Annotated in this window: 11 protein-coding genes; 8 read left to right on the plus strand and 3 right to left on the minus strand. The window is 61.1% G+C overall.

All coding sequences use genetic code 11. The features are described from left to right. Positions 1-74: 74 nt before the first annotated feature. The 4 genes from ACOABP_RS29785 (at position 75) to ACOABP_RS29800 (ending at position 5,954) form a co-directional block, all read left to right on the plus strand. Complete coding sequence (locus ACOABP_RS29785; protein WP_474230661.1) at positions 75-1,547, plus strand: ATP-binding protein; 1,473 nt, start codon at positions 75-77, stop codon at positions 1,545-1,547. Further along, complete coding sequence (locus ACOABP_RS29790) at positions 1,544-2,506, plus strand: hypothetical protein (RefSeq protein ID WP_474230662.1); 963 nt, start codon at positions 1,544-1,546, stop codon at positions 2,504-2,506. Before ACOABP_RS29785 ends, ACOABP_RS29790 begins: the two co-directional genes overlap by 4 nt. Before the next feature lie 194 nt (positions 2,507-2,700). Beyond that, complete coding sequence (locus ACOABP_RS29795) at positions 2,701-5,496, plus strand: UvrD-helicase domain-containing protein (protein ID WP_474230664.1); 2,796 nt, start codon at positions 2,701-2,703, stop codon at positions 5,494-5,496. 176 nt (positions 5,497-5,672) lie between these two features. Further along, positions 5,673-5,954: an H-NS family nucleoid-associated regulatory protein gene (locus tag ACOABP_RS29800; RefSeq protein ID WP_474230666.1), complete on the plus strand. Its 282-nt coding sequence runs from the start codon at positions 5,673-5,675 to the stop codon at positions 5,952-5,954. Between the two features lie 282 nt (positions 5,955-6,236). Here ACOABP_RS29800 and ACOABP_RS29805 read toward each other — a convergent pair whose 3' ends face one another. Both ACOABP_RS29805 and ACOABP_RS29810 read right to left on the minus strand, forming a co-directional pair. After that, complete coding sequence (locus ACOABP_RS29805; RefSeq protein WP_474230667.1) at positions 6,237-7,934, minus strand: ATP-binding protein; 1,698 nt, start codon at positions 7,932-7,934, stop codon at positions 6,237-6,239. Positions 7,935-8,372: 438 nt separating this feature from the next. Next, positions 8,373-8,504: a hypothetical protein gene (locus ACOABP_RS29810; protein WP_474230668.1), complete on the minus strand. Its 132-nt coding sequence runs from the start codon at positions 8,502-8,504 to the stop codon at positions 8,373-8,375. A gap of 310 nt (positions 8,505-8,814) precedes the next feature. Here ACOABP_RS29810 and ACOABP_RS29815 point away from each other — a divergent pair, with 310 nt between their 5' ends. Then, positions 8,815-9,186 carry a single-stranded DNA-binding protein gene (locus tag ACOABP_RS29815; RefSeq protein ID WP_474230669.1) on the plus strand — a complete coding sequence of 124 codons (372 nt, stop codon included), beginning with the start codon at positions 8,815-8,817 and terminating at the stop codon, positions 9,184-9,186. A 324-nt stretch (positions 9,187-9,510) separates the two neighbouring features. Here ACOABP_RS29815 and ACOABP_RS29820 read toward each other — a convergent pair whose 3' ends face one another. Continuing rightward, positions 9,511-10,287: an inositol monophosphatase family protein gene (locus ACOABP_RS29820; RefSeq protein WP_474230670.1), complete on the minus strand. Its 777-nt coding sequence runs from the start codon at positions 10,285-10,287 to the stop codon at positions 9,511-9,513. Positions 10,288-10,420: 133 nt separating this feature from the next. Here ACOABP_RS29820 and hisD point away from each other — a divergent pair, with 133 nt between their 5' ends. The 3 genes from hisD (at position 10,421) to ACOABP_RS29835 (ending at position 14,305) form a co-directional block, all read left to right on the plus strand. Then, on the plus strand, positions 10,421-11,734 hold the full coding sequence (gene hisD, locus ACOABP_RS29825) for a histidinol dehydrogenase (RefSeq protein ID WP_474230672.1): 1,314 nt from the start codon (positions 10,421-10,423) through the stop codon (positions 11,732-11,734). Between the two features lie 153 nt (positions 11,735-11,887). Then, positions 11,888-12,847, plus strand: coding sequence for a LysR family transcriptional regulator (locus ACOABP_RS29830; RefSeq protein WP_474230673.1), 960 nt, complete (start codon positions 11,888-11,890; stop codon positions 12,845-12,847). Positions 12,848-13,216: 369 nt separating this feature from the next. Continuing rightward, a complete protein-coding gene (locus ACOABP_RS29835; RefSeq protein ID WP_474230674.1) occupies positions 13,217-14,305 on the plus strand; it encodes an ABC transporter substrate-binding protein in 1,089 nt (362 codons plus the stop codon). Positions 14,306-14,309 lie beyond the last annotated feature (4 nt).

The raw sequence follows: 14,309 nt of genomic DNA on the forward strand, positions 1-14,309 counted from the left end.
GGAAAAAGACCTTTCCTCTATGCTAGGAACCCTACGCGTTGCCGCAGGGTGATGCCCCTTTCGGACTGCTCCTCATGGACCTCATTTACCGAGTCGTCGTGGACGACCGCGCGCTCGAGATTGCGCCCCGGCGCGACGTGTTCGCCGACTTCTTTGACTTCGACTCCTGCCACATTCTGTTGGGGCGCAACGGCGCTGGTAAGACCCGGCTGCTGGCGCGCATCGCCGAAATGATGGTGCAATCACGCGGTGAAATTGAGATGCTGATCGGTCGCGATGACAGCAGCGAAGCCAGGTGGATGACGGCCGCCGATCGGCGCGTGCGTGGCGTTGTCTTCTTCACAGCCTTGCCCTACCGACGCCGGCTGCCGCGGCGTGCGCGCGTGGTGGACGCTTCGCCGCGCGAACAGGAGCGCGGCAAGATCGGCGACGTCGCCATTTTCCAGCAAATTTGTGGCTACCTGGGCGTCGAGACGTCGTTACGCGCCACCGTTGCATTCACGCGCGAGATCTTTACCGATGTATTGTTGCCCGCGCTGCTTGCCGCGGCCCAGAACGGGGCCGGTCGGTCGATTCACACGTCGATCGACCATCGCGTGAACAAACTCCTCTACGATTTCCAGGAGCTATCGCGCGGCACGCAACTCGATAATTTCGACGAACTTGACCTGAAGCGGCGTCAAGCCCGGAATGAGCTGATCCACGATCTGCGTCTCAAACTGTTTGACGAAAACGGCGGCGAACACGACCCGATTATCAAGCTCGCGACGCTGCAGAAATTGGCTTCAACGGTGCGCGACAAAGTGCATCTGGGGACGTGCTTTCTGCACTGGGAGGGCGAGTTACACGGATCGCCTCCCGACGGCATCGACATGCTACGCGATCGGTTTGAAACATTGTTGATCCAGACCCAGCGTTACGTGAGTGCACAAAGGATTATGGTAGTGAGCAAAGATAGCCTCCATTTTCCGATCGATTCCGACGCCGATGCCGCCGAGCTAGGTCAGTCCGATTCGGCCATTCAAGTCGGATGGGACCAGCTCAGTTCCGGCATGCAGGCGTTGGTTGAGCAGTTTTCGCGCATCCGCGGCGGTATCCAGCAGTTGCACCAACGCGGCATCCGCAACGTACTGCTGCTTATCGATGAGGGCGATGCGTTCCTGCATCTCGACTGGCAGCGGCGCTACGTTGAGCTGCTCGATCGCTTTCTTACCGCGATGAAAGGCGATTTTGAGCTCGTCACGCTTCAAGTCATCCTCAGTACGCACTCCCCCGTCATTGCGACCGATTTCCCGAGTGCCATGGTCACCAACCTGGACGAGAAGGTGACGCCGCGCCGGACCTTTGCGGCGGCGCTGGACGAGATCGCCCTCACCTCCTTCGGCAGCCAGACGCTTGGCTCGTTCGCGGCGGAGAAAATCAACGCACTGCACGCCAGCCTGCTCAACGGCTGCGCAAGCGCGGCCGAGGCAGCCCTCCTCGAGGAAATCGGCGACCCCATGATCCGCAATGCCCTGCGGCGTATCGGCACGGACGATCGATCATGATTATCGATATGCCGGATGTGTGGCAGGACGCTGTCCTCGACCACCAGCGCTTCCTGCGACCGCTGTTGCAGACCTCCATCGCCACCCTGAACGCCGCCGCCGGTCAGATGGACAAGCGGGTGGCCAGCTTTCTTGAGCACAATCTCGAAGGCTTGTGTTCGAACCGTAGTGCGGATTTGCTACCCGTGGTGCAGCATTTCGAGGTCACATTTCTCACCCAAAAGGACCGCACTGCTGCCAAGAAGCTGATCAAGCAGTATCTCAATTACGATGATTTTTCCAAAAAGAAAGATTGGGAGCAACGCCCGTGGTCGGCCTATCGGCTTTGCAGCCTGGGGCGCTACAAATATTGTCCCTACTGTCAGCTTGTCTCTATCAAGACGGAACTGCCAAAAGGCGGTAAGAAGGGCTTACGCCCAGATCTCGATCATTTCTACGCGAAGGCCCAGTATCCGTACCTGGCCCTGACGCTGGCGAACCTGATACCCTGTTGCGAAAAGTGCAACGGCCCGCAGTGCAAGCGCGCCACCGACTTCGTGGCGATCCCTCACCTTCACCCGCTGAGCGATCCCGAATCGATTCGATTTTCGCTGGTCGAACAGGCCGCGCTACGGGGACTCCTGCTTGGCACGCGTACCCGTCAAGCTGAACCGTCTGACTTCGAGATACAGATTGAGCCCGTCGCAGGGCCTCATGCTGACAAGGCACGCGCCTCCCTCGAAACATTTGGTCTTCATGCCCGCTATGAGGACCTAGCGGAAGAAATGTTCTACTTGCGCCGGCGACTGATGAGTCTGCCGTCCCGGCACCAAATGGTGGCGGCGCTGCTGCCACAACTGCACGCGGACAAATCCGCCGCCGTCGGCTTCGACTTGAACGGGAACAAATACAAGAACGCCATCATGGGCAAGCTCAGACTGGATATCTACGCGGCGACCGAAGCGGAGTTGGCGCCGTAGTCGCCTTACAACGCCGGAGAACGGCTGTCGGGTCGGCTAGGCCCGCTTGCCGAACCTGTGAAAGGCAGAGCAGAGCAATGCTTGCCCAAATATGCGGGGTAACGCGTCTACCAAAGCACTCGCCTTATCTGGCAAGAGTGCCGGACTGCGGGCATGCGCCGTTAGCATGCGAGCAATTGGGAGCGTCGAACATCATGAAACACTGGGAGCCTTCTCACTGGGGCAGACTGCTAACGCGAGGCGAGCCGTGGCGGCTCGAGGCCATGGAGAACGGTCTGGCATTGGTGAGGGCTGGACGGCGGCAGGCGGTCCCCATCCAGCAAGCGTCGCCGGTGGGACTACGCCGCGGCCTGATCTGGACGACCCTGACTTTGCACGTTGGGGCATCCCAGCTTGTGTCCCTCAAGGGATTACCCCACCAGCGTGCCGCCGAAATCGAGACATTTGTTGCCGGCGTGTTGGCGACCCAACGCCTGTTGGCGCGACAGAGCACATTCGATTTGGCAATCAGCCAAATCCGCGGCTGGCTCGATCTCGTGGCCCGGCACACCCAACTGTCTCGCAACGAGCGCCGCTGGATTACCCATGAACAGCAGCAGGTGTTGTTGGCCAAACGTCCTGCGCTGGCGATCACCGACCAGCATTTGCGCGAGCTGCTGAACGATCCGGAGATCCAGGCTGGGCCCACCCAGAACCGGGCAAAAAATCGACAGGACATCAGCGATTGGCACGCGAACTGGACGACGGCCTGGGCGAGCGAGAACGAAGCGCATCTGCAACGGGAACTACGCGATCAAAAGGACCTGCTCGACGCCGTGGAAAGCCAGCCCCTGACCGACGAGCAGGCGCGGGCCGTGATCTGCTTCGACAACCGTGTGCTCGTGATTGCGTCAGCGGGGTCCGGCAAGACCTCCACGATGGTCGCCAAGGCGGCCTACGCCGTCCGCCGTGGCCTGGTCCCGCCCGCGCGTATCCTGCTGCTCGCCTTCAATACCAAGGCCGCCGAGGAACTGGCCGAGCGCTCGACGGGGGCGTTCAGTCGGATTGGCATGGCGGGCACGGCGGTGGACGCCCGGACCTTCCATGCCCTGGGGCGCCGTATCATCGGCAAGGCAACGGGCCGCATGCCGGACGTGCCCATCTGGGCCATCGAGACGGCCGAGGGGCTACGGCAGCTCGCCAGCATCGTCGACCGGCTGAAGGATAGCTCGCAGCAGTTCTGCACGGCCTGGGATCTCTTCCGCCTCGTCTTCGGCCGGGACTTGCCAAGCTTCGGCGCGGAAACGCCTGCCGAGGAGTGGGACCGGGACGGCGTCGGCTACGTACGCACCTTACAAGGCGAACGGGTACGCAGCCGCGAGGAGTGCGTGATTGCGGACTGGTTGTTTTATAACGGCGTCAACTATCAGTACGAACCGCCCTACGAATTCGATACGACCACCGACGAATACCGCCAGTATCGGCCCGACTTCTACTATCCCGACATCCAGCTCTATCACGAGCACCTCGCGCTGAATAGCCAGGGCGAACCGCCCCCCCATTTCGAGCGCTACCTGGAAAGTCTTGCCTGGAAACGTCAGGAGCATCAACGGCGCGGCACCGCGCTGGTCGAAACGACCTCGCACCAACTGCGTTCGGGCGAGCTTTTTGCGCATTTGTCCCACGCGCTCACCGCGCGTGGGGTCGTGCTCGATCCCAATCCCGACCGGCCGATTCCGATGCAGGGGCAACCGCCGATGGCCGCCGCAGACCTGATCGCGCTGGTACGTACCTTCATCTGCCACGCCAAGAGCAACTGCCTGACGCCCAAACACCTGCTTGAGCGCTTGGATCACATGCCTGACGATCACTTCCGCTTTCGTCACCGCATGTTCCTGGCCATTGCCGCGCCCATCATGGAAGCCTGGGACGCGGCGCTGGCGGCCGAGGATGGCATCGACTTCGAAGACATGCTCAATCAGGCCGCCGAACACCTTGAATCCGGAAGATACGTACCTGAGTACGATCTCGTCATGGCAGACGAGTTCCAGGACGCGTCACGCGCCCGCGCACGACTCTGCCGAGCGCTGGTCAGGCAACCGGGTCGGCATTTCTTTGCCGTGGGCGATGACTGGCAATCGATCAATCGGTTTGCCGGCGCCGATCTGTCGGTGATGACCGGTTTTCGGAACTGGTTCGGGCCCTGCGAAGTCCTCAAGCTCGAACAGACGTTTCGTTGCCCTCAGGCGCTTTGCGACGTATCGAGTCGCTTTATCACCCGCAATCCGGAACAGCTCCCCAAGGGCGTACGTTCCGTCACTGCGGCTCATGGTCCGGTCCTCGAAGCCTTCCAGGTGTCCCAGAAGGACGAGACCCAAGGCGCGATCGACGCGCATCTCTCGCGGCTGTTCAACGGCTTGCAAGACGGCACCATCCCGGCGGGGCGCAATGGCAGGGTCTCGGTCTACATTCTTGGCCGCTATAACGCCGATCGCGCCTTTGTGCCGCCCCAATGGCGTGCCCGCTACGGGGCGCGGATCGACCTGGAGTTTCTGACGGTCCATCGCTCCAAGGGGGCGGAGGCCGACTACATTGTCCTGCCGGCCATGGTCCGGCGTGGATTTCCCAACCTGAAGGCAGACGACCCGGTCATGGCACTGGCTATGCCGGCGGGGGATACCTATCCCCTCAGCGAGGAACGCCGCCTGTTCTATGTCGCCCTCACGCGCGCACGCCGCAGCGTGGCCCTGTTCACGGTCCGCGGACAGGCGTCGAGCTTCCTGGAAGAACTGCTGCAGGACCAGGTCGTGACGATGACCAATACCGAAGGCGAGTCGATTCAGGAACTGCGTTGCCCGGTCTGCAAGGTCGGCGTCATCATCACCCGACTGGGGCGATACGGGGAGTTCCAGGCCTGCTCGGCCTTTCCACGGTGCGATTACAAACCGCCTCGGGCAGGCTCCGTCCATGGAAAAAGATCGTCGATGCGCGCCCGACCGCGCTCGCGGTAGTACGAAACAAGATCCCGGTCGGCACTGACCGTGCGGGGAGCATTGGCGCACGGTTTTTCCCGACCTGGGAGCGCGCTGGCAATGGACGCTAGAATCTGCCTTGCGTACGGGTAAGCGGTGGTAGCCGCCGTCGGACGCCCTTTCATGATTCCGCCGTTCTCCCGCATTTTTCCCGCATGCCCCCAGTTCTGTCTCCCGACCCTGATACCCAGCGCCTGCGCGAGCGCGCCGACACCGTCCTGTGGATCAGGACCCAGATGGCGAAATTTGGTCTGCACCTCGCCGACTTACAGGCGGCGGGCTGTTTTGCCGAGCGGCCGGCTGTCATTCAATCCGGACCGGTCCGGTTTCGCGACGCCCAGGGCCATGCCTGGGACGGGCATGGGGCGTTGCCAGAGTGGCTACAGCGTGCCGTCAATGCCGGCCAGTCGATCGAACATTTTCAGGTCGAGCACTAGGCAGCCGGAAAACTGTCCCCCGAATACGTGTTATCGCGTAGTGGCTCGCCGGAGGCCCCGTCGATATCGACCGTCTCAGTTGGCTGAGATCGCGGCGCATAAAGCGGCGCCGATCCGCCGGCGATCATGGGCCGTTTCCGGCCAGGAACTGTCGTTTCGCAACCATGCCAGCTATGTCCGCTTCGGAGTCAAACCCGATCGGTCAAACCGACAGAACAGTGCGCCTACCTTTCCTGCCCCATCGAACGCTGAAATTTCGCGCATCGCCCCGTTGTGCAGTGCTTACCGGCCTGCAAAGACCTTTCTCAGAGTCTGCGCCAGCTCTTCGGCTGTGTAGGGCTTAGTGAGAAGCACAACGCCTTCATCCAAGCGCCCCTCGTGAAAAATGACATCCCGCGTGTATCCCGATGCGAAGATCACCTTTGCATTGTAAGGTGGCCTGCTCGCAATCCTGGCCAGCTCGCTGCTGCGCACCGTTCCCGGCATTACTACATCGGTGAAGAGGAGGTCGATCTTCCTTGAACCATGCAGCACGGAAAGGGCTGCATCACCATCCTTGGCGGAGAGGACCTTGTGTCCAAGTTGAGCAAACATATCGATCGCGGCCAGCCTCACATCGGCATTGTCCTCAACGACAAGGACGGTTAGCTCGTGAGTCAGGTCACCAGCCGTTTCCCGCTCTTCTTCGGATATCTCGTCGCGATGTGTACGCGGAAAATAGAGCGACACAGTCGTGCCTTGGTTCAGAGCCGTCTGCACATCAATATGACCGTGGCTCTGCTTGACGAACCCAAACACCATACTGAGGCCCAGACCGGTTCCCTGTCCTTCCGGTTTGGTGGAGTAAAACGGCTCGAACGCGCGCGCTTTGACCTCCTCGGACATCCCGCTTCCCTGGTCGACCACCGAGAGCCTGACGTACTCGCCCTGTGGAAGATCGATTGCATTGGCGCGAGCATCCTCCTCGCTGTTCACGTTGGCGACCTCGACGTGAATCAATCCAGTGCCCTTCAGTGCATCGCGCGCGTTGATCACTAGATTCAACAGCGCGCTCTCCAATTGCGTGGCATCGGCAAAGAGATTCCACGCATTCCGCGGCACAAGCACATCCAGGTGAATGCTTTCGGGTACCGCCCTGCGCAGTAGCTCTTCGATGGCGTCAAGTAACCGGCCCGGATGGATGACGCGAGGATTGAGGGGCTGTCTACGCGCGAACGCCAAGAGTTGCTGCGCAAGCTTGGCGCCACGCGCCACGGCGGCGTTCGCTGCATCAATACGCGCCTGCAGCCTTGCATCGTTGGCGACGGCAAAGCTCAAAAGCTGCAGGTTCGACGAAATGACCTGCAACACGTTGTTGAAGTCATGCGCGACACCACCCGTCAGCCCACCGACGGCTTCGAGCTTCTGCACCTGCCGTAGGCGATCCTCGGCACTGGCGCGCGCCCGCACCTCGTGCGCCACTCGCTCTTCCAGCGTTCGCGTCAGGGCAAGGAGCGCCGCCTCGGCCTTGCTTCGTTCGGACTCCGCCTCGTTGCGCCGCCGCTCGGCCAACACGCGCTCGGTGATTTCAAAGACGATGGCAATCACACCCGCCGGCGCACCGGCGTCGTCCACGACCGGGCTGTAATGGAGGTCCAGCCAGACCTCCTCAGGTCGCCCATGGCGATGCAGTATCAGCGGCTTGTCTTTATAGGACAGCGTGCCACCGGCCAATACGGTGTCCACAATGTTGCGATTGAAATCCGCGACTTCGGGCCATCCCTCTTCCACTGGCTTGCCCAACAGGAACGGATGTCGTCCGCCGGCAAAGCGGGCATAGGCGTCGTTGTAGACCATCGTGCCCGCCTTTCCCCACAACATCACCAGCGGCATCGGGCAGCCGAGCAGAAGCTGAATGCTCGCGTTCAGACTACGCGACCATGTCTCGCGCGGACCCAGTTCGGTATCGCGCCAGTCGTATGCAGCAATACGGTGCGCCATCTCACCGTTCCATCCCTCGCACTCGCTTTGAGGAGACGGCCAGCTAGGAAAAGCGTTCATAACGCGTCACTCAGAAAGCGGCGTGAGTATCGACTTTACCCCATGTTGACCGTGACTGACGGTGCGCCCCGACTGCAGGCTTCGGATCGACAATCGAACGAATGACGCATCCAGAGTGAAGCCCGCCTCAGCATTCGATCTGAGTCGAGTGGCCGCTAAGGAGCGGCCCAAACCCGGCTGGCCGCAGGCACGGCCGATCTGACGGCCCAGTTTTACGCCGCATATCTCCAATATCGTCACAGCACGGAATGACTGATTCGGCCGCAATCTCGGTCGTCTCCTAAACGCGGCTCGACGGACCGAGTTGGGTTGCGGATTCAACCGGTCAACGCAACCGCTTGTTGGAATCGCTCAGCCGGCGTAGCGAAGTTTAGTGTCTTAGTCGCCACCGCCATCTGAGCCGCCGGAGTGTTCATTTTTCCCGGTGGTCGGATACATCCACCAAGCCATGCCCAGAAAAACGGCAAAAAACAGCAGTATCTTCATGAAGCCAATGGTAGCTGCAGACATGCATGTCCAGCATCGGGCAGTCGCGTCTGTGACGTTCTCCTGACACCTCTCTCTCTAAGCTTGGTTTGATTGCCAATTCGACGATGGCACCCATGCTGCAGGCGGGCTCGGATTCCTGGTCGATGCGACTGGCAGGCGGGGCGGATGAGTGGCGGACCCGGAAATCGTTTGAGCATGGTAGTCTCCCGCCGAAATCGGGTGCACACACCGGTGAGGGTGTGATGATCAACAACTGTCCCATGCACCGGCGGGCGCGGTTAAGGTTCAATGGAAGCCTGGGCGGCAGCCGCCCGGGATAGCGAGGTAACGAATGATTGATGGTCTGATTGGTGGCAAAGTCTACGGAAAGTCCGTAGAGCGCCAAGGGCAAGGCGGCAAGGCCTATGTCACAACGAAGGTGCTCGCCCCCGCTGGCGACGGCGAATCGCTGTTCGTCAACGTCATCGCGTTTAGGGACGAAGCGCGGGCAGCACTGCTCGCGCTGGATGACGGAGATTCAGTTGCCCTGTCTGGCACGCTCACACCGAAGGTATGGACTGACAAGAACGGCGACACACGCCCAGCGCTGGACATGGTGGCCCACGCAGTGCTGACGCCCTACCACACCAGCCGAAAGCGGGAAGCCTTCGAACAGCAGTCAGCACCGACCTGCGAGGACGGCCTCGATGACAGGTCCGTCTAAAGCAGGGACGAGTCGATAATCGGTAGGGCGTCAGGCCGTCTTAAAGCTCAAGCCAGCCAGCGATGTCCGCTGGGAGGCACGCAATCTCTTCGGACTCGCACACACGACGACTGCTTCTATCGACGCCACCTGAAGCCACCAACCACCCGCTCCGCCTTCCTCGAATTTGGTGGCAAGCCGCGACATGGTTAGGCATGCGACTTACGCAAGTCCGAGAGCATTGGGTCGGTCAGAACAGGCGCAGCTTCACGCGCCGTTCCTCGAAGCGGGACACACCTTTCCGTCACACAAGCCGGCCAATGGTGGCCAGCATCGCAGTGACGGTCAAGTAGCCTGCAGCACCGCCAATGCCGCTTCGTGCAACTCTTGCGTGGAAGCGGCTACGATCTGGCCCGTGAACCCAGAGTCGATAGGCCTGCCATGCCAGTCAGACACAAAGCCGCCCGCATTCTCGATAACCGGAATGAGCGCCATGACATCGTAGGGTTTTAGGCCGGATTCGATGACCAGGTCGCAATGGCCGGAGGCAAGCAGGCCATAGGCGTAACAATCCGTGCCGAAGCGCCTGAGTCCGGTCGACTCGCTGATGCGCGCGAAGGCCGCGGCATATTCACCGACGAACATGTCCGGCGACGTGGCAAAAAGCCTGGCTTCCCGCAGTGAGGTACAGCGGCTGACGCATGACTGCGCACCGTTGAATACGGTGCTTCCCGCAGCCCCCACCCACCTTTCGCCCAACGCGGGCATCTCAAGCACACCCACTACGGGCCGGCGGTTCTCCAGAAAGGCGATCAACGAACCAAACAGCGGGACGCCACAGATAAAGCTTTTGGTTCCATCAATCGGATCCACCACCCAGGTTGGCCCGTCCAGCATGGCGCCCCCGCTCTCCTCGCCGAAAAACGCGTGATGCGGATAGCGCGCGCGGATCGCCTCGCGGATCTGGCGTTCGATCTCCTCATCCGCATCGGTGACCGGTGACCGGTCCGCCTTGATTGACACCTGCAGCCCGCCTCGAAAGTACCGCCGGGCCGTTTCCCTGGCGATGTCTGCAAGCTGCTCGGCAAATCCACGCACATCGTCGAGTTCTGATTGGTCCATTCTGGGCGTCATAAGTAAACACTATGAAAAACATAATATATGGGCCATTGTCTGATGGATAGCCCAACTTTAATCTCCGTCGTACCGCTCGCCGCCCATCCTCTTTTCCCCTGACGAGCCTCGAGGAGATCCCATGGAATACAAACTCAAGTCCCCAGCCGTCCAGGCGAATGCTGCAGAAGCCTCTTCACCGCAAGTCCGGCAGGTTGTCGAAGACGCCTTGCGCGACATTCGCTTGCGCGGCGACGCTGCCGTGCGCGATCTGTCGAACAAGTTTGATAAATGGTCACCGAACGCCTTCAAGCTTTCGCGCGAGCAGATCGAAGCGGCCATCGCACACCTGCCGGCCCAGACCATCGCCGATATCCGGACCGCCCAGGCCAACGTGCAACGGTTTGCGCAATTGCAGCGTGCGTCGATCACCGATTTCGAATCCGAAGTGCAACCGGGCGTCTTCCTGGGCCAGAAAAACATCCCGATCAATTCTGTGGGTGCTTATATTCCGGGTGGCCGCTATCCGCTGCTGGCATCGGCGCACATGATCATTACGACGGCTAAGGTCGCGGGCGTCAAGCGCGTGATTGCCTGCACCCCTCCGAATCGTGGTGAGATCCCTTACGCTTCGGTGGCGGCCGCGCATTTTGCCGGCGCGGATGAAATCTATCTGCTGGGCGGCGTGCAGGCGGTGGGCGCCATGGCGATTGGCACGGAAACCATGCCACGCGTCGACATGCTTGCGGGACCCGGCAACGCCTACGTGGCCGAAGCCAAGCGCCAACTGTTTGGTGAGGTGGGCATCGACCTGTTTGCAGGTCCGACTGAAGTGCTGATCATTGCCGACGAGTCGGCCGATCCGTTCGTGGTGGCCACTGACATCATCAGCCAGGCCGAGCATGGCCCGGATTCCCCTGCCGTGCTGGTGACCACATCGCGCGCACTCGGCGAGGCCGTACTCAAAGAAATCGATAGCCAGTTGTCCAACCTGGTGACGCGTGAAGTGGCCGAAGCGGCATGGCGGGATTTCGGGGAAATCATCGTGACGGACACCATGGAAGAGGCCTTCGCCGTCTCGGACCGGTATGGCAGCGAGCACGTCCAGGTGCTGACGAAGAACCCACGCTATGCACTGGAACAACTCACTACCTATGGCGCGCTGTTCATGGGCGAGAACACCTGCGTATCGTTCGGCGACAAGGTCATCGGCACCAACCACGTGCTGCCGACGCGCAATGCCGCGCGCTACACGGGCGGCCTGTGGGTCGGCAAGTTCCTCAAAACCGTGACCTATCAGGAAATCACCTCGCTCGCCGCAAGTGGCGCGATAGGCGAGCTGTGCGCCCGTGCCTCGCGCGCGGAAAACTTCGAGGGTCACGCCCGCTCGGGCGATGTCCGCGCGGCGCGGGCCAAGGGCTGCAAGCCGGATTGGGCGGTTGAACTGGTGGAATAAGGCTCGCTATCGTCTTCTAGTACTGCGGTCTTCCAGGACCGTGGCCTGGCAAGCCCTTGGGGGTGCCAGGCCATTTTTCCTTTATGGGGATATCTCGGGCGGTGTGTTTCGGCGACAATGCACACACCCTTGTACGACCCATAAGGTTTACTTGTGACACTTGTGCAGCTTGAGGCATTTGTACGCGCCGCGCGACTCGGAACGTTCAGCGCGGCCGCCGTCGAAATGGGCATCAGCCAACCCGGCGTATCCGATTTGATTGGTCGGCTGGAGGCGGAACTCAGCACAAAGTTATTCCACCGCGCGAACAAGCAGTTGGTGTTGACGTTCGCGGGCGAGCAACTGTTGCCGTTCGCGGAGCAATCCACCGCGTCCGCCGAACAAGGCGCGCGCGTCGTCAAGGCCATGATGGCGCTTGGCGGCGGGACGGCGACATTTGGCTTGCTGCGCAATGCCGACTTCTACCTTGGCGCTAACCTGGCCAAGCAGTTCCATACGTTGTATCCCAACGTCCGTATGCGACTGCTCGGCCAAAACAGCGCCGAAACGGCGTCCAGCGTTGCGTCCGGCAACCTTGAAGCCGGCCTTGTCACGTTGCCTGTGGACGATGCCGACCTCGATGTCGTACCGCTTGTGCGCGACGAGGTGTGTTTTGTCAGTGCCGTCGCGCAACGGTGTGCGACGCCCATGACCATTCGGATGTTCAGCGAGTCGCCGTTGGTGCTCTACGACGCGCATTACGCAGATGCCGATCCAGCGCGCCGCCAGCTTGCAGGGCGCGCACGCATTGCGGGTGTCCGGATCTCGCCGCTGATCGAAGTGGAGTATCTGACCTCGGCGCTGGCGTTGGTATCCGAGGGGATCGGCGACACGATCGCCTGCCGCGCCGCCATGGCTAGCGACATCTTCCCCGCTGACTTGCACCACACGTCGTTTGAAGAGCCACTCTTCGATACGCTTGCGCTGGTCAAACGTCGAGGCCAGCTACTCTCGCCCGCTACCCGTGAGATGGCGCGCCTGGCCCATTCGGCGCTGATGACTTATCAACGCTCACCGCGGGGCACGGCCGAGATTCTGCCTACCGCGGGGGATACCGACGCCTTTTTCTTCTAGGCCACCCTGGTGCCGGCCAGCGCCTCGCTGGCCGGTAACTGGCGCTAGCCGCAGTGCTCTCCCCGCCCCTATTCGTCGCCCTCTCCAGCCGTAGCGCTTTCCAGCGGCTGTGCGTCGCGCGCAACGCCCGCCTTAGTGCACGCTAGCCTCCTGATGGTGCATCTCAGCACCGACGACTGCGCTCATCGCCGTTCGTAGGCCCTCTCCCCATGTTATCGCCACGAAGGTGCTGCGCACCGTGTCGGCGCACGGCCGCCTAAACGGGTAAACACCCATAAGAAGATCTTTGACTCCTCCGTCTGACATGTCTACGATAACTGTGACATGTCAGAGCGCGTTTGTGAAAAACATTTGAACCACGGAGTCGTTATGGTCGCCCCTGTCGAAATTCCCCCTGCCGTCAATTCGTCGCGTCGTCGTGCACTGCGCAACCTGGCACTTGGCACTACTGCCCTCGCGTTCCCTTTCATCAACAAGGGTTCGCTTGCCGCGGATCGACGCATCATCGTTCGGGACCCGGGCGGCCCATACTCCGCTGCGTTCGCCGAAGCGTTCTACCAACCGTTCAAGGCTGCGACGGGCATTGAGATCGTGCCGGTCGTTGCGCAGTCCGACCCCACCGCCATGGTCAAGGGCATGGTCGACGCGAAGAACTACGCTTGGGACATGGTGCTGTTGAATCGCCAGTCGCAGGAAGTTTTGACCGACCCATCCACCGGGGTCTTCCTCGAAGAAGTCCGCGTAAAGGCGCCGGAGATTCCGGAGAAGTACAACAGTCAGTACATGATCGCCACGCTCGTGCTGCAGACCGTTCTGGCCGTGCGCACCGACAAGTTCAAGGACCGTCCGATGCCGGCGTCCTGGGCGGATTTCTGGGACGTGCAGAAGTTTCCGGGCCGTCGCGCCCTGCGCCGCGCCCCTCAGGACACCCTCGAGGAAGCATTCCTCGGTGGCGGCGGTGCGGCCGGTTCCCTTTACCCGCTCGACGCCAAGGCCGCTTTTGCCAACCTGGACCGCATCAAGAAGAACGTCAATGTGTGGTGGACCGGCGGCGCGCAAACCTCGCAGCTGCTCAAAAGCGGCGAGGTGGATATGTGCCCGACGTGGAACGCGCGCGCCCAGGCAGCCATCGACGAAGGCGCACCCGTAAAGATCATCTGGAATCAGGGCCTGTGGAGCACCGAAGGCTTCTGCATTCTGAAGGGCACCCCAAAGGCGGACCTCTGCCGCGAGTTCATCAAGTTCACGTGCGACGCCAAGCGTCAGGCTATCTACACGAAGGGATTGTCATACGGCCCTTCCAACCCGGACGCCTACAAGTTCATTGATCCCGTCCGAGCCAAGTCGCTGCCCACGCATCCCGACAATATCGCCAAGGCCGTCCAGATCGACGCGAAGTACTGGGGCAAGAACAAGGACAAGCTGACCGAGACCTTCAACACCTGGTTGCTGGCCTAAAAGC

The sequence above is a fragment of the Cupriavidus sp. HE11 genome (assembly GCF_056097175.1).

Excerpts from the sequence above, each read along its gene's own strand:
- ACOABP_RS29785 (WP_474230661.1), top strand. The coding sequence starts at position 75 with ATGGACCTCATTTACCGAGTCGTCGTGGACGACCGCGCGCTCGAGATT.
- ACOABP_RS29790 (WP_474230662.1), top strand. The coding sequence starts at position 1,544 with ATGATTATCGATATGCCGGATGTGTGGCAGGACGCTGTCCTCGACCAC.
- ACOABP_RS29795 (WP_474230664.1), top strand. The coding sequence starts at position 2,701 with ATGAAACACTGGGAGCCTTCTCACTGGGGCAGACTGCTAACGCGAGGC.
- ACOABP_RS29800 (WP_474230666.1), top strand. The coding sequence starts at position 5,673 with ATGCCCCCAGTTCTGTCTCCCGACCCTGATACCCAGCGCCTGCGCGAG.
- ACOABP_RS29805 (WP_474230667.1), bottom strand. The coding sequence starts at position 7,934 with ATGGCGCACCGTATTGCTGCATACGACTGGCGCGATACCGAACTGGGT.
- ACOABP_RS29810 (WP_474230668.1), bottom strand. The coding sequence starts at position 8,504 with ATGTCTGCAGCTACCATTGGCTTCATGAAGATACTGCTGTTTTTTGCC.
- ACOABP_RS29815 (WP_474230669.1), top strand. The coding sequence starts at position 8,815 with ATGATTGATGGTCTGATTGGTGGCAAAGTCTACGGAAAGTCCGTAGAG.
- ACOABP_RS29820 (WP_474230670.1), bottom strand. The coding sequence starts at position 10,287 with ATGGACCAATCAGAACTCGACGATGTGCGTGGATTTGCCGAGCAGCTT.
- hisD (WP_474230672.1), top strand. The coding sequence starts at position 10,421 with ATGGAATACAAACTCAAGTCCCCAGCCGTCCAGGCGAATGCTGCAGAA.
- ACOABP_RS29835 (WP_474230674.1), top strand. The coding sequence starts at position 13,217 with ATGGTCGCCCCTGTCGAAATTCCCCCTGCCGTCAATTCGTCGCGTCGT.